This is a genomic window from Adlercreutzia rubneri, assembly GCF_009755265.1.
In the GTDB taxonomy this organism is placed as follows: domain Bacteria; phylum Actinomycetota; class Coriobacteriia; order Coriobacteriales; family Eggerthellaceae; genus Adlercreutzia; species Adlercreutzia rubneri.
In genome coordinates this window covers 1-17,139 of the sequence record NZ_WPOO01000015.1, presented here as the reverse complement: position 1 = coordinate 17,139, position 17,139 = coordinate 1, and the positions used below count along the sequence as shown (strand labels likewise).

Genomic DNA, 17,139 nt, shown 5'->3' with positions numbered 1-17,139 from the left:
TCGATACCGCGCGACCACGGCGTCCCCTTAGCGGAGGGGGCGCCGTTTTTCTATACGGAGTCCTCCAGATCCATCTGCATGAGCTGGACGCTCTCGCGCATGCGCTGGGCATGGGCGCGGGAGAGCCGGTCGTCCTCGTAGGCGCTCTGGATCTGCTCCAGCTCGAAGGTATAGGCCTTGCGCTTGATGTCCTCGGTGCGGTCGCCGGCCTTAATGACCGAGGTCACCGTGGGCCGCGCATCGTGCAGCGCCGCCACCGAGCGCTGGTACTCCACGAGCACCGCCGCTGCGTCCTCGGTGGGCACCTGGCTGGAAGCGACGGCCGCTTCCAAATGCTCCACGGCATAGGTGCGCGTGGCCGTCTGCAGCCAGCGCATTTCCTCGGTCTGCTCGGCCAGCTCCGTGTTGCCCGGCAGCTCGCGCAGCACCGCGCGCACGCCGCGGTGCCACAGCGCCCGGAAGCGGCCGTTCCAACGCTTCAACGTGCCGTGCCCCTTGCCGTGCTGCAGAAGCTGCATGGCCTGCTCGAGACGCCCCATGTAGCGGTAGGCCACCACGCCGGAGACGACGCCGCGCTCCATCAGCTCCATGGCGCGCTCGTACTCCCACATAAGGGCCTGAACGCGCAGCTCCACGTTCATCTCGCTCTCGATGCCGTTGTTGGCCTTGATGCGCGCGAGGCGGTCGTTGTAGGAGCGAATGACCGCCTGGGTCTCCGCGCGGTTCTCCCGCGTCTGCTGGGCCGTCAGCATCTCGATGACCTCGCGCATGATATCCATGGTGGTGGCGGCGTCCTGGTCGATGCGGCGCAGCTCCTCCTCCCCCTTGTCGCGCGCCGGCGCCAGAAGCGGCACGACGAACGTGGCCAGAAGCAGCGTGCACACGATGACGCCGCAGGCGAGGAAGATCAGCAGCTCGCGCTGGGGGAAGGGCACGTTGGGCGGCCCGTAGACGGCATAGGTGGGAATGGAGAACATGATGGAGAGCGTGATGGTGCCCTTGGCCCCGCAAAACGTCGTGATGAGCGCGCTGCGCAAATCGCCTTTCCCGAACCGGCGCTTCTCGTCGCGACGCACATGGTAGAGATCCATGGCGAGCACCCACAGAAATCGCGTGGCCAGAAGCACGAAGGTGAGCCCGAAGACGAGCAGGATGAGCGTGGAGTTCGTGATGCGCACGTTCTCCCACGTATCCTGCATGGCCAAAGGAAGCTGGGTTCCCAGAAGCACGAACACGATGCCGTTCAGAGCATAGGTGAGCACGTGCCACACGCTGCCCGAGACGATGTTCATGCGCGAGACCGAAGGCCCGATGACCCCCTTGGGGGACGTGACGTTGATGAGCCCGGCCACCACCACGGCGATGACGCCGGAGACGTGGCACACGTTGGCCACCAGGTAGATGAGGAAGGGAATGAGCACTTCGAAGAGCACGTGGAAGTTCGTGTTCTCCACACCGATGGAGCGGGCGCGCTTGACGACCCAGTTGCCGAGCAGGCCCAGGAGAACGCCGAGGGTAAGGCCGCCGACGAACTCAACAAGGAAATCGACGCTGGCATCGATCAGCGAGAAGGCGCCCGTGACCACGGCGGCAATGGCGAATTGGAAGGACACGATACCCGAGGCGTCGTTCAAGAGCAGCTCGCCCTTCAACATGGAGGCCTGGCGCTTCGGGATGTCCACCTGCTTCGAAAGCGACGAGACCGCCACGGCGTCGGTGGGGCCCAAGGCCGCGCCCAGGGCGAAGGCCGCCGCCAGCGGAATGGAGGGCACGAACGCGTTCAGCAGGAAGCCGATGACGAGCGTCGTGGCCACCACGAGGCCTATGGCCAGGGAGAGCACGGGCTTGCGCTCGCGCCAGAGCGCCTGCTTGTCGGCGTGCTTCGCCTCGTCGTAGAGCAAAGGCGCGATGAACATGACGAGGAACAGCTCCGGGTCGAGCGTCACCTCCACCTCGCCGCCGGCCACAACGGCAATGAGGAGCCCGATGACGATCTGGATGAGCGGAAGCGAGACGCGCGGGATAATCTGGTCGATGAGCGAGGACGCCAAGACGGCGACGAGCAGGAGCAGACCGAGGGTCAGCGCTTCCACAACTGCATCTCCTTTTGGGTGTCGGCAATGGGCGAATAAGATATTTTAGAGCATGGCGGCCTATTGGGAAAGGCGCACGCGGAAGTTGCGGCCGCTCTTCTCCAGCTCGTAATCTCCCACCGAGGCCATGTACTGGCGCATCTGGGAATAGCCGAGGTCGCGCACCTTGAAGTCCTTGAACTTGGCACGCAGGGCGTCGGTGATGGTGGAGAGCATGATGCCCTCGGCGCCAGCGCCGGCCACCAGCTCGCGGATGTAGCCGGCCGGGGTGTCGCCCGCGGGCTTCTTCTTGCGAGCCGGCGCCTTCTGGGGGACCTCCTTCTTGACCGTGTTCTTCTTCGCGGCAGTCTTCTTGGCGGTCTCCTTCTTCGCGGCAGTCTTCTTGGCGGCCGGGTTCTCCTCCGCCTTCGACTTGGCCGCCTGGCGGCGCCGCGTCGGCTTTTCCGTCTCCGCGGGCTTCTCGGCCTCCGTCGGTTCCTTCGTCTCGCGCGCCTTCGCCTCTTCGGTGGCATCGGCTTTCTTCGTCTGGCGGGTCTTGCGCTCGGCGCGGGCGCGGCGGCCGGGCCGCACGTCCTTCTGAGCCTCCGGTGCCACAGGTTCTGTCTCCGGCGCTGCCTCCACGACCACTTCGACGGCCTCGGACGCCGGCACCTCCACCGCCACTTCGGTGGAGACATCCGACTGCTCCGCTTCGCCCTCGGGCAACGCCGCGGCGGCCTGGCGGCCCTCCGACAAACGCCCCACGGCCTTCGTCGCAACCCGGCGCGTACCGCGATGGCTGCGCGAGCGGCGATTCGGCTTCTCGGGCTTCTCCATCTCGGACTTCTCCATCTCGGGCTTCTCGGCCTCGGCCGAGGACGCCTCAGTCGCGGCCGCCTCTCCATCGAGCTCAGAGGCGACGTCGGCAGCCTCTTCTGCCTTAGCGACCTTCGCGGCCTTCGCGGCCTTCTCGGGCTTCCCCGCACGCTCGGGCTTCTCCGCCTTCTCGGGGCGCTCCTCGCCCTCGGCGAGTTCCACGGTGACCGAACTGTGGTCTTTGGTGATGCGCACCCGCGTGAACTCCTCGAGCAGCTTCGAGAGCAGGTTCGTGCCGTAGCTGCGCACGTCGAAATCGGGGTAGCGCTTCTGCAGGCGGCTGCCGATCTCGCCCAAGCCAGTGGCCTTGCCGTTGTTCTGGTTGTCGGTGATGATGTCCACCACGGCCTGCTCCACGGAGTCCTTCGGCACCGCGTTGCTGCCGCCGCCCTTCTCGTTGCGCTTGTTCTGCACGAGCAGCTCGAGCGTGGTGAACACGTCGCAGGCGCGCCGGAAGGGCGTGGGGGTCTTCTTCTCCCCCATGCCGATGACCATGCGCCCGCTCTCGCGCAAACGGCTGGCCAGGCGCGTGAAGTCCGAGTCGCTGGACACGAGGCAGAAGCCATCGACGTTGTCGGTGTAGAGGATGTCCATGGCGTCGATGATCATGGCGGAATCCGTGGCGTTCTTGCCCTGGGTGTAGCCGAACTGCTGGATGGGCGTGATGGAGTTCTCCAGCAGCGCGTCCTTCCATTTCGCGTGCAGGGTGAGCGTCCAGTCGCCGTAGATGCGCTTGATGGTGACGGTGCCGTACTTCGACAGCTCGTTTAAGATCGGCTTCAAGTAGCGCGCCGACACGTTGTCCGCGTCGATGAGCAGCGCGAAGCGGCGATCCGACGATTCGGTAGTAGTCTTTGGTTCCATAGGAGATAAGTTCCTTGCTTGAGATAAGGGGGCTTTGGCGTTTAGTATGGCACATTTCGGCCCAAAATGCTGCCCCTATCTTGGACTTGGGTCGAGACGTAACGTTGGGAAGGGCCGACGGCCGCCCTTGCGTTGCGGGTAGCTGTGGGATAGGCGCACCCCATGCAGTAAAAAGGCCAGCGACGATGAGCCGCTGGCCTGATGTTTCAGTGGTGCACCATGAAGGACTCGAACCTTCGACCTTGGGATTAAGAGTCCCCTGCTCTACCAACTAAGCTAATGGTGCACTTGGTTCCTGCGCAAAGCGCTTGAATATTCTAGGCGAAGCTTTTCAGAATTGCAAGCCCTAAATTTTCAAACGCGCTGGGGTGGATGATGGGACTCGAACCCACGATCTCCAGAGCCACAATCTGGCGCCTTAGCCAACTAGGCCACACCCACCATTTCGCGCAAGGCAGAATTATAGGCAACGGAGCGTCGGGACGCAAGGATTATTTTTCCCGTGCCACTCCCCGCGCCGTGGGCGCCGCTCCCGCCCTCACTACCCCGCAGCTGATCCGCAAAACGCCAACGCCGAAGAACGGGCGACGTCACTCTCTAGCGTGTCGCCAAATCCTTCACCACTTCGCCGCCGAGGATGAGGCCGGCCACCGAGGGAACGAAAGCGACCGAGCCGGGTGCCGGGCGCGTACCGTTCTTCACCGCCCCATCGTCGCCAAGGGGAGCGAGCGGCGGCTCGGTGGAGTAAACCACCTTCAACGACGGAATGCCACGACGACGCAGTTCGCGGCGCATGACGCGGGCGAGCGGATCGACCGAGGTCTCGTAGACGTCCGCCACTCGAAACGCCGTCGGATCGAGCTTGTTGCCGGCGCCCATAGAAGACACGATGGGCACTCGCGCCGCAAAGGCCGCCTCCACCAGGGCGATCTTCGCACTTACCGTATCTACGGCGTCCACCACGTAGTCGAAGGCCGCGAAATCGAACTGGCCGGCCGTTTCGGGAAGGAAGAAGCATTGGTGCGCCCGCACGACGCACGACGGGTTGATGGAAGCCACGCGCTCAGCTGCCACTTCCACTTTCGAACGCCCGATGGCGTCTACCGTGGCGATGATCTGTCGGTTTAGGTTGGTGGCATCCACCGTGTCGGAGTCGATCAGATCGAGCGCGCCCACGCCGCTGCGGGCCAGCGCCTCCACCACGTAGCCGCCCACGCCGCCAACACCGAACACGGCCACCCGCGCCGCTGCCAAGCGGTCGAGGCCGTCCTGCCCCAGCAGCAATCGCGTCCGCGCGAAGAGGTCGTCCACGGCGCACTCCCACCTTCCCTAAAGAGCGTCGGATGCCGGATGCGTGCGCTCTTGCATAAAGTTTCGCAAAAATTGGTCAAAAAACCGAGTTTTGAGTCTTTCGGGGGAACCAAACTGCCCATTTTTGCCAGCAAACTGCGGAAGAAAGGCGTTAAACTAGGCAAAGTAACGTCGAAATCTTACGATCAGGACTCACAACTCGGTTTTTTGACCATTTTATCGCAATTTTTTGTCGGGAGGGCGCTTGCGACCCCGATTAGGAGAAGATCATGCCCCAACGATCCCCGCAGCAAGAAAACCATACCCCCGTCATCGGCATCGCTCTGACGCTCTTGCTTTCGATTGCCCTTGCGACCGGATGCAGCGCCTCGACGGCAGGCAATGAGGCACCGCCCGGCGAACCGACCCCCGAGCTTGCGAGCACGGGGACGCCCGACGGCCCGCAAGAACCCCAGAGTGCTCCCGCAGAGGATACAAACCAGCAGGAAACTGAGGCTGTTGGCGAAAATCGACCTGTGACCGACGATGGCGTCCTCAGCTATCGCGATGTCCCCGCCTTCGAGGGCAATCCCTACGTCTACGTGAACGACGGCGAGCCGACATTCACCGATGAGCAGCGCGCCGCCGAACCCGGGCACGAGCATTACGGCGAGCTGGATGAGTTGGGCCGTTGCACCGCCGCCTTCGCCGTGGTAGGACCCGAGACCCAGCCAACGGAGAAGCGAGGCTCCATCGGCGAGGTGCGCCCCTCCGGCTGGCAGATGGCCAAGTACGATTTCGTGGAGGGCAAGTACCTGTTCAACCGGTGCCATCTTCTGGGCTACCAGCTCACGGGCGAGAATGCCAACGAGCGAAACCTCATCACCGGTACACGCTATTTAAACGTCCAGGGCATGCTGCCCTTCGAGAATGCCGTGGCCGACTATGTGGATGCCACAGGCAACCACGTACTCATGGCCGTGATGCCCGTCTTCGAGGGAAGCGAGCTGGTGGCCCGCGGCGTGCACATGATGGCGGAGTCCGTGGAAGATGGCGGCGAGGGCGTGGCCTTCAACGTCTTCTGCTACAACGTGCAGCCGGGCGTGGTCATCGACTACGGCACGGGTGAATCGATGCTCGAGGAGGATGCCACCCCCCTCCCCGACGTGTCGGGAGCCGAAAGCGCGCCCGACACCGCAAGCGAAGGCGCCGGCGCCGGCGAAGCGTCCGAGAAGGGCGCGACGGGCTCCGCCGAGGGCAAAGGTACGACCGAGTACGTGCTGAACACGAACTCGAAGAAGTTCCACCTGCCGAGCTGCTCGTCCGTGGATCAGATGAGCCCCAAGAACCGCGAGGACGTCGAGGACACCCGCGAAAACCTCATCGCGAAGGGCTACGACCCCTGCAAGCGCTGCAACCCGTAGGCATCGACATCGGGAAGCGGTGATCCCGCCGTATGCCAAAGAGCTCAGCGGGAAGGTCTGGACCAATTCTGGGTTTTTGCCCGATTTAACCCCCATAAGTAAAGAAAAGGTCGGAAGCAATAAGCTTCCGACCTGGTGTTTCTTGGTAGGGCCGCCCGGATTCGAACCGAGAACCAAGGGATTATGAGTCCCCTGCTCCACCGTTGAGCTACAGCCCCAGATGCGTTGGCTATTCTAGCGCAAGTCGGCCAGGCTCGCCAAACCTACATCTTCACCGGAGCCGACACGCCCAGCAGGTTCAGCGTCAAGGCCAGCACGATGCGGGTGGCGTCGCACAGGGCCAAACGCGCCGTCTGCACGTCGGCGTCGTCGGTGAGCACGTGGCAGTTGGTGTAGAACTGGTGGAACAGCGACGCCAGATCCTGCGCGTAGTGGGTCAGGCGGAACGGCGCGCGGTCGCGGGCCGCCAGGGCGATGAGGTTGCCGAAGTCGGCCATCTTGCGCATGAGCGCCAGCTCGGAGGGATGGGTGAGCGGCGTCAGGTCGCAATCCTCGGGAATGATCTTCTCGGCGAGCTCGCCCATCGTCATCTCCCCCGCCTCGACGGCGGCGGCGTCGGCCTCATCGGCCGCCTTGCGCAGGATGGAGCAGATGCGCGCGTGGGCGTACTGCACGTAGTACACCGGGTTGGAGGCGTCCTTCTTCTTCGCCACCTCGATATCGAAGTCGATGGGCTGGTCAGCCGAGCGGGAGAGCATGAGGTAGCGGGTGGCATCCACGCCCACCTCGTCGATGAGCTCCTCGAAGGTGACCATCTCGCCGGTGCGCTTGGACATGCGCACGGCCTTGCCATCGCGGAACAGGTTCACGAGCTGCCCCAGCTGCACCTCCAGCGCCCCAGGCCAGCCCCAGGCCTCGAGCATGCACTCGCAGCGCTTGATGTAGCCGTGGTGGTCGGCGCCCCACAGATCGATAAGGTGGTCGAAGCCGCGCATCATCTTGTCGTAGTGGTAGGCCACGTCGCTCATGAAATAGGTGGCCTCGCCGTCGCCCTTGATGAGCACGCGGTCCTTGTCGTCGCCCAAATCCGTCGAGCGGAACCACAGCGCGCCGTCCTTCTCGTAGAGGTAGCCCTTCTCGCGCATGGCGTCCAGCGAGCGGGACACGGCGCTCTCGCCGTTCTCGTCCTCCACGTACAGCGAGCGCTCGGAGAACCACTTGTCGAAGGTGGTGCCGAAGTTGGCTAGCACCTCGCGCTGGTTCTTAAGCGTCATGTCGTAGGCCATCTCGCGGAAGGCCTCCACGCGCTCCTCGTCGGAGACGGAAAGCCACTTGTCGCCGTCGCGGTCGATGATGTCCTGGGCGATGTCCTTCACATAGGCGCCGCCGTAGCAGGCCTCGGGCATCTCCACGTCGCGGCCGAGCAGCTGCTGGTAGCGCACGTTCACGGAGTTGCCGAACACGTCCATCTGGTTGCCGTGGTCGTTGATGTAGTACTCCTCGTACACATCATAGCCGCCGTGGCGCATGACGCGCGCCATGGCATCGCCGAGCGACGCCCAGCGGCCATGGCCCACGTGGAAGGGGCCAGTGGGGTTGGCGGACACGTACTCGAGGTTCACGTAGCGCTCGCCCTCGGGGATGGTACCGCGACCGAAATTGTCGCCCTCCTCGCGCACCTCGCGTACCACACCCTGCAGCACCGCATCCGACAGGCGGATGTTAATGAAGCCCGGGCCGGCTATCTCCACGGAGGCGATCATGTCGTTTTCGGGAATGTGATCCACGATGATCTGGGCGATCTCGCGGGGGCTCTTGTGAGCCAGCTTGGACACGCGCAGGGCCACCGTGCTCGCCCAATCGCCGTTGGCCTCGTCGCGGGGTCGCTCGAGGGCCGCCTCGGGTGCCTCCTCCAGCTGCAACGAGCCGTCGGCACGGGCCGCGTCGATCGCGGCGTCGATGATCGCTTCGAGGGATTCGCGAATTTCCATTGATCTAACTTCCTCTTCTGTACGTCTTCAGTACGTCGGCGTTACCACGCGCGCGGGCTGTGCCGTACCCAATCGCGCCTATAAGCGGCCATAATAGCATGAATGGCCCGAGAAAAACAGGAGCGCCCGAGCACTGTGCCCGGGCGCTCCCGCTAACGGTTCCGCAGGTCAGAACTGCGCAACCGCACAAAACCAGTCGCTCGCCTTGGATGCTACGACAGGATCACCATGGCCGCCGTGAGGATCACGATGCAGACCACGCCGAGAGCCACGAACAGCTTGGCGCCGAATTTGAGCCACGTGGAGTACTCCACCTTGGCAAGGGCCAAACCGCCCATGATGGCGCCGGAGGTCGGCGTGAACAGGTTCACAAGACCGTTGCCAGCGGAGTAGATCATGACCATGGTCTCGACCGAGAAGTTCAGCTGGTGGGCCAGGCCGCCCAGAATCGGGATGGAGACCGTCGCCATGCCGGAGGAGGACGGGATCAGGAAGGACAGCACGATGTAGAGCAGGAAGGACAAGGGCGCGAAGATGATCGCCGACATGCCCGTCAGCGCCGCGGCGGCGTTGTTCAGGATCCACATGTCAAGGCCCGTCTTGGCCATGAGCACGGTGATGGAGCGGGCCAGCGCGATGATGAGCACGACCGACATCATGTCGGCGGCGCCGTTAATGAACGCCTTCACGAAGCGGCTCTCGGACACGCCGCCGATGACGCCGATGATGAGCGCCATGAGCAGGAACCACGTGGAGGCCTCGTCGAAGTACCAGCTACCCAGCGGCACGCCGGTCAGGAAGGAAGACCAGGCCGGGGTGACCTCCTCCTCGGATACCGAGGTGGCCTCAACGGGCTCGGCGATGGTGGTCGTAGTGGCGCCGTCGTTGGCGTCGTCGATGAAGGTCGCGATCTCATCGCCGGTCATCGTGGTCGTCACTTCCTGGGTGGTGGCGCCGGCGTCGAAGATGGTGACGCCGAGGTCGGCCCAGGGAATGAACGAGACGATCATGATGACGAAGGTGAGCGCGAATACGATGAGCGACCACTTCTGGCGGCCGGACATCTTGGGCGTCGCAGCGGCATCGTCATCGGCGGCCTCGGTCTCGGACTCCTTCAGCCCCCACTCGTCCATCATCGCCTGCTGCTCCTGCAACGACAGGAAGGTGGAACCCTTGTCGGCCTTCACCTTCTTGGCGTAGCGCATCACGAAGACGATGGCGATGGCCAGCGACACGAGCCAGATGATCACGCCGAGAGCGATGATGATGCCCTGGTTCACGGACACGCCGATGCCGTTCAGGGCATCGACGGCCACGCCGACGGCGAACGGGTTCACGGTGGAGCCCATAACACCGACGCCGGCGCCGAGCAGCACCACGGCCGCGCCGGTCAGGCTGTCGAAGCCGGCGGCCACCATGGTGGCGGCGAGCAGCAGGTAGAAGGGCACCGTCTCCTCGCACATGCCGTAGGTGGTGCCGCCGATGGAGAAGATCGCCATCAAAATCGGGATGAGCACGAGCTCGTTGCCCTTCAGCTTGTGCACGAGGGCCGCGATGCCGGCGTCAAGGGCGCCGGTCTCGGTGACGATGCCCAGAAAGCCGCCCAGGATCATGACGAACAGGCACACGCCGATGGCGTCCTGGAAGCCGAACACGGGCGCGGTGAGCACCTGGGAAAGCGTCGCGCCCTGGACGCCCTCGACGCCCGACGCAGACATGATAACAGTGACAATCGCCAGAACCACCAAGATGATGAGCAAGATGGTGAACGAGGACAGAGGCGCCCTCTTTTTCTTGCCTTTCTCTGCAGCTGCCATGGTTATCCCTCCTTAATCGAATGACTGACAAAACACGGGGGCCGTGCGGTTCCCCTCCCGACTCCGCACGGCCCCGAGGTGTCGAACTATGTGCCAGCTACCGTAGCGGTACGAAAGCTACTGCAGGGTGGCGTACATGACGGCCTTGATGGTGTGCATGCGGTTCTCGGCCTCGTCGAAGACCTTCGACTGCTTCGACTCGAACACGTCGTCTTCCACTTCCATCTCCGTCACGCCGAAGCGCTTCGCGATGTCGGCGCCGGTGGTGGTGTTGGTGTCGTGGAAGGCCGGCAGGCAGTGCAGGAATATGGCCGTGGACTTGGCCATGGCCATGATCTCGGTGGTCACGCGGTAGGGCTCGAGCTGCTTGATGCGCTGCGCCCACACCTCGTCGGGCTCGCCCATGGACACCCACACGTCGGTGTAGATGACGTCGGCGTCGGTGGCGGCTTCCTTCACGTCCTCGGTGCACTTCACGGTGCAGCCGTTCTCAGCGGCGATCTGCTCGCAGGTCTTGATGAGCTCCTCGTCCATCCAGCAGTCCTTCGGGCCGCAGCCGACGAAGTTCATGCCGAGCTTGGCGCACATCACCATGAGCGAGCGGCCCATGTTGTTCTTCAGATCGCCGAAGAAGACGAACTTCAGACCCTTGATGTCGTAGTTGAAGTTCTCCTGCACGGTCAGCGCGTCGGCGAGCATCTGGGTGGGGTGCCACATATCGGTCAGGCCGTTCCACACCGGAACGCCGGCCTTGTCGGCAAGCTCCTCCACGTCGGACTGGGCGAAGCCGCGGAACTCGATGCCGTCGTAGAAGCGGCCGAGCACGCGGGCGGTGTCCTCGATGGACTCCTTCTTGCCCATCTGGGAAGAACCGGGATCAAGGTAGGTCACGCCCATGCCGAGGTCCATGGCGCCCACCTCGAAGGCGCAGCGGGTGCGCGTGGAGGTCTTCTGGAACAAGAGAACGATGTTCTTGCCCTCGAGGTAGCGGTGCGGGGTGCCGGTGCGCTTCAAGTCCTTGAAGTTCTTGGAGAGCTTCAGCAGGTACTCGATCTGCTCGGTGGAGAAATCGAGCAGGCGGAGGTAGGACTGACCGGAAATATTCACGGGCATAATACGTTCCTTTCAATGAGATGGCGGCCGACCGACAGGCCGGCCGCCGGGAAATTCTCAAGCAATGCGCAGCGCTTCAAGCCGCGCGATGGATTGCCTTACAGCGCCTCGCGCCAGGCCGGCATGGACATGCAGCGCGGGCCGCCACGGCCGCGGGAGAGCTCGGCGGACGGCATGACCAGGCAGTTGATGCCGTTCTTGTACAGCACGTCGTTGGTGACGTTGTTGCGCTGATAGACCACCACGGTGCCGGGACGGACGCACAGGGTGTTGGAGCCGTCGTTCCACTGCTCGCGCTCGGCCGCGATGCGGTCGCCGCCGCCGCAGGGGATGAGCGTGACCTTCTCGCCGACGTACTCGGAGAGCACGGACTCCAGATCCTCGTTGCGCTCGCGGATCTTGGTGCCGCCCTTGCCGTCCGGGGTGATCTCGAAGACGGTCAGCGGACCCATGATGCCGGGATGAATGGTGAACTTATCGCGGTCGATCTGCGTGAACACGGTATCGAGGTGCATGAAGGCGCGGGACACCGGGATGTTGAACGCCAGGATGGTGTCGATCGGGCTCGTCTCGTCGTTGAAGATGTTGTGAGCGATGTGGTCGATGGCGTCGGGCTCGGTGCGCTGGGAGATGCCGATGGCCAGCACGTGCTCGTTGATGTTCAGGATGTCGCCGCCCTCGATGTGGAAGGTGTCGTTGCGGCTGTAATACTCGGGGGTGCCCACGAAATCGGGGTGATTCTTGAAGATGTAATCGCCGTAGATGGTCTCGCGGTTACGCGTCTGGCTGTACATGCGGTTGATGGACACGCCGTTGCCGATCATCGCGAACGGGTCGCGGGTGAAGTACAGGTTCGGCATCGGGGCGCAGACCAGCTTGCAGCGGTCGGACACCATGTCGACGAGCAGGTGGGTGTCCTTCTGGGGCAGCTCCTGCAGGTTGATGCCGGCCATGGTCTTCATGACCATTTCCTTGTTGCCGGGGTAGTTGCTCTCGATGTAGTCGGTGATGATGTCGTGGTACATGTCGGTGCGGATGCCGGCCTCATAGATCCACTGATCGAGGAACTGCTTGCGCAGCTCGGGCTTGGCGTCCAGGACCTCGGCCATGAGGTCCTCCAGATACACGACCTCGACGCCCTCGTCGCGAAGGATCTTCGCGAAGGCGTCATGCTCTTCCTGGGCCACGGGAAGGAACGGGATGTCGTCGAACAGCAGCTCTTCCAAGGTGTTCGGGGTGAGGTTCAGCAACTCGTCGCCGGGGCGGTGAAGGATGACCTTCTTGAGATTGCCGATCTCGCTTTTGACGTTTACTCCTTGCATAGAAGCTCTCCTATCCTAGATCGGATACAGATAGAAACGTGCCAGCCACACAAGATCTCACGCGGCTTCGAGAGCAGAGGCTCGCCAAGTCGTAACAAGGTCTGTTGTGTTTGACGGCATCTACTGTCCCACAACTTGTGGGTCGCTCCAGGTGCCCGGGGCTTTAGTTGTCTCAGCGCAAACGAGATGACACCTATTTGTCACCTGCAAATCGGCCGACAGCTCTTTATTTTCGGTGAGCTTTTTGGTAAGGGAAAGGCGAGCCCTGCCAAACGTGATTGCTCGGCAGGGCTCGCAGCCTAAATTCATGGTCGGGACGACAGGATTCGAACCTGCGACATCCTGCTCCCAAAGCAGGCGCGCTACCAGACTGCGCCACGTCCCGAAATAGCGCGGAAAGTATAGCAGAACCCTCGCTAACGAGCAAAAGCGCAGGATTTTGCGTTTGGGAGAGCCTCGGAACTCCTTATGGGCCTTTTCGGTGCAAGATTTTGCGTTTGGGAGAGCTCGCAGGGAGCGTGCGACTCTCCCAAACGCAAAATCCTGCACAAAATCTTTGGGTTCTCAAACACGGAAACAAAACCATTACCATGTAAGTCTTCTTTTGCTTGTGCCCCCGCACACCTGCATAATAGCGTCTATGGAAAAATCCGAGACATACCGGCTGAAGCGGCTTTGGCTTTTGCTGCCCGGCGCGGCCGCGCTTGTGCTGACCTGGGTGGCGAGCGCGAACCCGTCGCTCACCGAGACGTGGTTCTCGCGGGGCATCTACCCGTGGTTGTCATCGGCGTGGGGGTTTCTGCCGTCGCTGGCGCCGTTCTCGGTGGCGCAGTGGATCGTGGTGGCGGCACTCGCGTTCTGCGTCGGATGGCTCGTCTTCTACCTCGTGGCCTTCGTACGTGGACGCGGTCGGCGACGGTTCGTGGCGTGGCGCGCGGTCGCCACAATGCTCGCCGTGCTATCGGTGGCCTACTGCATCTTCGCCCTCATGTGCGGGCTGAACTATTACCGCCACACCTTCGCCGAGGACGCCGGATTCGAGCTGAGGGAATCTTCCACCGCCGAGCTGACAGTGCTCTGCGAGAACCTGGCCGCTAACATGAACGAGACGCGTGCCGAGGTAACTGCGGCAGCCGGCGCGACCAAGGAATCGGAGCCGAATGGCGGCGACGCGACGACGGGCGCCGAAGGCACCGCCCGAACCGACGCCGATGCGGCTGCGATTCCCAATGAGTACGCCGAATCCCGCGGCGGCTTCTGGACCTACTCCCACGAGACCGTCGCGAACATGGAGGCCCTGGCCGAGCGCTATCCGGCACTCGCCCGTCCGCTGTACTCCCCTCCCAAGCCCGTGCTCTTCTCGGAGCTGATGAGCTACGCCGACATCGCCGGCATGTACTTCCCCTTCACCGTGGAGTCGAACATCAACACCGACGGGCCGTTCTTCACCATCCCCGCCACCATGGGACACGAGATGGCCCACCAGTGCGGATTCATGCGCGAGGACGAGGCGAACTTCATCGGATACCTCGCCTGCAAGGACGCAAGTGACCCGCTGACACGCTACAGCGGCTATTCGCTGGCCTACGACTACGCGCTCTCGGCGCTCGTCAAGGCGGATCGCGATACGGCCGTTGCCGTGAACGACGGGCTGTCGGAAGAGGTGAAAGCCGACCGTCGGGCACGCGCTGAGTATCTGAAGCATTTCGAAGGCCCCGTGGCCGAAGCCTCGAACGCCGCCAACAACGCCTATCTGAAGGCCAACCAGCAGCAAGACGGCACCCGCAGCTACGGCCGCATGGTAGACCTCCTCCTCGCCGAGGCCCGACAGGAGGGCTAGGCGCGCACGCGGGCGCGGAAAAGGCCGTATTCCAGGGAATCGACGAGCGCGTTCCAGGAGGCCTCGATGACGTTTTCCGAGACGCCCACGGTGCCCCAGGTATCAACGCCGTCGGTGGCGGTGATGGTCACCCGCGTGATGGCATCGGTGCCTTGGGACTCGTCGAGCAGGCGCACCTTGTAGTCCGTAAGCTCCATGGCCGCCACCTGCGGGTACGACTCCAGGATGGCCATGCGCAGCGCGGCGTCGAGCGCGCCCACGGGGCCGGCGCTCTCGCCCGTGGCCACGAAGCGCCCCTCCCCCACGTGAATCTTCACCGTGGCCTCGGACAGCGCGTCTTTGGCCAGGGCTCCCGTGTCCTCGCGGTCGTCCACGATGACGCGGAAGCTCTCCAGGGTGAAGGCGGGCGCGTACAGCCCCAGATGGCGCATGAGCAGAAGCCCCAACGAGCCATCGGCCACCTCGTAGGTGAACCCGGCCGCCTCCCGCGCCTTGATGTCGTCGAGCACGGCCTGCACGTCCACACCGGCCGCCGCCAGGTCGAACCCGAGGTTTTTCGCCTTCGCGAGCAGCGAGGCCTTCCCCGCCAGCTCGCTCACCACCGTGCGGCTCGCGTTGCCCACCGCCGCCGGGCTCACGTGCTCGTAGGCGGCGGGAAACCGCGCAATGGCGCTCGCGTGCAGGCCACCCTTGTGGGCGAAGGCCGAAGAGCCGGTGTAGGGATGGTGCGCCGGCACCGACACGTTGCAGAGCTCGGCCACGTACTGGGCCACGGACGTGAGCTGGGTGAGGCTGTGGCCTCCCACACAGCGCGCGTCCATTTTCAGCTCCAGATCGGCAATGACCGTGAGCAGATCGGTGTTGCCTACGCGCTCGCCGATGCCGTTCACCGTGCCCTGCACGCTCGTGGCGCCGGCGCACACGGCCGCGAGCGTGTTGGCCACCGCGCAACCGGAGTCGTTGTGGCAGTGGATGCCGAAGGCCTGGCCCGGGAAGGCAGCGCAGGTGGCCGCGACGATCTGCTCCACTTCGAAGGGCAGCGCGCCGCCGTTGGTCTCGCAAAGATCCACCGAGTCAGCGCCCGCCTCCACAGCCGCCTCCACGCAGGCCAGGGCATAGTCGCGGTTCGCTTTGAAGCCGTCGAAGTAGTGCTCGGCATCGAACACCACATGCCGGCCGGCCGCCTTCAAGTGCGCCACCGACTCGCCGATCATGCGCAGGTTCTCCTCGAGCGTCGTCTGCAACGCGCGCTCCACCTGAGCGTCCCACGTCTTCCCCACGATAGTGACCACCGGCGCCCCGCACGCGATGAGGTCGGCCAGCCCGGGGTCGTCGGCCGCCGCCACGCCCTTCTTGCAGGTGGAACCGAAGGCCGCGATTTGGGCGTGCTTCAAGTCCATGGCCGCCACCTCGCGGAAGAACGCCACGTCCTTGGGGTTCGACGCAGGGAAGCCGCCCTCGATGTAGTCGATGCCGAACTCGTCAAGGCGCCGCACGATGGCGAGCTTGTCGGCCAGCGAGAGCGTGATGCCCTCGCATTGCTCCCCATCGCGCAGGGTGGAGTCGTAGGTGTAGATGCGCGTTGCGGTCATAGGTGCCTCCCCGGATCTCTGGTCGGATGCCATTATAGCGCCCGCAAAGTCATCCGCACGTTTTCACCTTCCCGATGCAGTTGAGGACCCCGTTTTTCGACCGCCTAACCCAGCACCTTCTCGAAGGCGATGCGCGGGGCGCCGGCCTCGGGGCCTTCCCTCAGCGTGATGTCGCCGCACGGGATGAAGCCGAACTTCTCCACCGCCCGGCGCATGGGGGCGTTGTCGGCATGGGTGTCGATGCGCACGGAAGCCATGCCCTCGGCAGCCGCCTTTTCGCAGGCGAAGGCGAACAGCTCGCCGATGATGCCGCGCCCCCGACAGGTCGGATCCACGGCGCAGCGGTGCACCGTGGCGTAGGGGCCGTCGGTCAGCCACTCCCCTTCCAGGGTCTCATAGGCGGCTTCGGGCTCGTCGGCGTAGCGGAACACGGCCACCACCCGTCCCTCGTCCAGGGCGACGTAGGCAGCACCTGCCGCCACGTCGGCCTCCCAGGTGCTCCGGTCGGGATAACCGCACTGCCACTGATCGATGCCCATAGCGGCCATGTTGGCCCGGGCCTGCTCGGTGATAGCGACCACGGCATCCACGTGCCCTGGTTGCGCAACAACGATGTCCATGAGCACCTCTTCTCTCGTTTTTGACAACTTCCATGATTTTCTGCCCATTGTATCGCCTGTCTTCCCTAGCTCGCGTAACGGTTTGGGCAAGGAGGGGTCGGGGCGCTTGGAGCGGAGGCGCCGCGACGTACAATCGCCGCGGGAAGCGCGTCCGAAATCGGCGAGAGTCGGACGGACTGCTGAGGTACACCCGACAGACCTGCTATTTGAAGTCAAGAACTAAACCAAAGCTTTTAGATAGGATGTTGATAATAGAATATGGAATAGAAAGGCACGTGGATTTGCTGCTTCGAGGCATCAGGATATAAACCGCCCTGG

General features: G+C 63.6%; 11 protein-coding genes and 4 tRNA genes. 2 read left to right on the top strand and 13 right to left on the bottom strand.

Features of this window, described 5'->3' with window-relative positions; all coding sequences use genetic code 11:
• Nucleotides 1-50: 50 nt before the first annotated feature.
• The 5 genes from GO707_RS08750 to GO707_RS08730 form a co-directional block, all read right to left on the bottom strand.
• Entirely contained in the window at nucleotides 51-2,093 is a 2,043-nt protein-coding gene (locus GO707_RS08750; RefSeq protein WP_335878776.1) for a Na+/H+ antiporter, read from the bottom strand.
• A gap of 60 nt (nucleotides 2,094-2,153) precedes the next feature.
• Nucleotides 2,154-3,812: an NYN domain-containing protein gene (locus tag GO707_RS08745; protein WP_157012810.1), complete on the bottom strand. Its 1,659-nt coding sequence runs from the start codon at nucleotides 3,810-3,812 to the stop codon at nucleotides 2,154-2,156.
• Nucleotides 3,813-4,022: 210 nt separating this feature from the next.
• Nucleotides 4,023-4,098, bottom strand: a tRNA-Lys gene (locus GO707_RS08740).
• 78 nt (nucleotides 4,099-4,176) lie between these two features.
• Nucleotides 4,177-4,253: transfer RNA gene (locus GO707_RS08735), tRNA-His, on the bottom strand.
• Nucleotides 4,254-4,409: 156 nt separating this feature from the next.
• Nucleotides 4,410-5,123: a tRNA threonylcarbamoyladenosine dehydratase gene (locus tag GO707_RS08730; RefSeq protein WP_114539687.1), complete on the bottom strand. Its 714-nt coding sequence runs from the start codon at nucleotides 5,121-5,123 to the stop codon at nucleotides 4,410-4,412.
• A gap of 269 nt (nucleotides 5,124-5,392) precedes the next feature.
• On the opposite strand from GO707_RS08730, the gene GO707_RS08725 reads away from it, so the two are divergent.
• The gene (locus GO707_RS08725) at nucleotides 5,393-6,526 is read left to right on the top strand and encodes a DNA/RNA non-specific endonuclease (protein WP_114539686.1); all 1,134 of its coding nucleotides are present in this window, start codon (nucleotides 5,393-5,395) and stop codon (nucleotides 6,524-6,526) included.
• A gap of 143 nt (nucleotides 6,527-6,669) precedes the next feature.
• Here the strand turns inward: GO707_RS08725 and GO707_RS08720 are convergent.
• The 6 genes from GO707_RS08720 to GO707_RS08695 form a co-directional block, all read right to left on the bottom strand.
• Nucleotides 6,670-6,744: transfer RNA gene (locus tag GO707_RS08720), tRNA-Ile, on the bottom strand.
• Between the two features lie 45 nt (nucleotides 6,745-6,789).
• Entirely contained in the window at nucleotides 6,790-8,517 is a 1,728-nt protein-coding gene (gene argS / locus GO707_RS08715) for an arginine--tRNA ligase (protein ID WP_157012809.1), read from the bottom strand.
• Between the two features lie 212 nt (nucleotides 8,518-8,729).
• Entirely contained in the window at nucleotides 8,730-10,334 is a 1,605-nt protein-coding gene (locus GO707_RS08710) for a YfcC family protein (protein ID WP_157012808.1), read from the bottom strand.
• 117 nt (nucleotides 10,335-10,451) lie between these two features.
• Complete coding sequence (gene argF / locus GO707_RS08705) at nucleotides 10,452-11,447, bottom strand: ornithine carbamoyltransferase (RefSeq protein ID WP_114539683.1); 996 nt, start codon at nucleotides 11,445-11,447, stop codon at nucleotides 10,452-10,454.
• Between the two features lie 98 nt (nucleotides 11,448-11,545).
• Nucleotides 11,546-12,769 (bottom strand): arginine deiminase, encoded by a 1,224-nt coding sequence (gene arcA / locus GO707_RS08700; protein ID WP_114539682.1) that lies wholly within the window; start codon nucleotides 12,767-12,769, stop codon nucleotides 11,546-11,548.
• A 308-nt stretch (nucleotides 12,770-13,077) separates the two neighbouring features.
• Nucleotides 13,078-13,154 (bottom strand) — tRNA-Pro (locus GO707_RS08695).
• Between the two features lie 255 nt (nucleotides 13,155-13,409).
• On the opposite strand from GO707_RS08695, the gene GO707_RS08690 reads away from it, so the two are divergent.
• A complete protein-coding gene (locus tag GO707_RS08690; RefSeq protein WP_114539681.1) occupies nucleotides 13,410-14,609 on the top strand; it encodes a DUF3810 domain-containing protein in 1,200 nt (399 codons plus the stop codon).
• Here the strand turns inward: GO707_RS08690 and cimA are convergent.
• On the bottom strand, nucleotides 14,606-16,201 hold the full coding sequence (gene cimA / locus GO707_RS08685) for a citramalate synthase (protein WP_114539680.1): 1,596 nt from the start codon (nucleotides 16,199-16,201) through the stop codon (nucleotides 14,606-14,608). The genes GO707_RS08690 and cimA overlap by 4 nt on opposite strands.
• 104 nt (nucleotides 16,202-16,305) lie before the next feature.
• Nucleotides 16,306-16,821, bottom strand: coding sequence for a GNAT family N-acetyltransferase (locus GO707_RS08680; RefSeq protein WP_181869692.1), 516 nt, complete (start codon nucleotides 16,819-16,821; stop codon nucleotides 16,306-16,308).
• Between the last annotated feature and the right edge of the window lie 318 nt (nucleotides 16,822-17,139).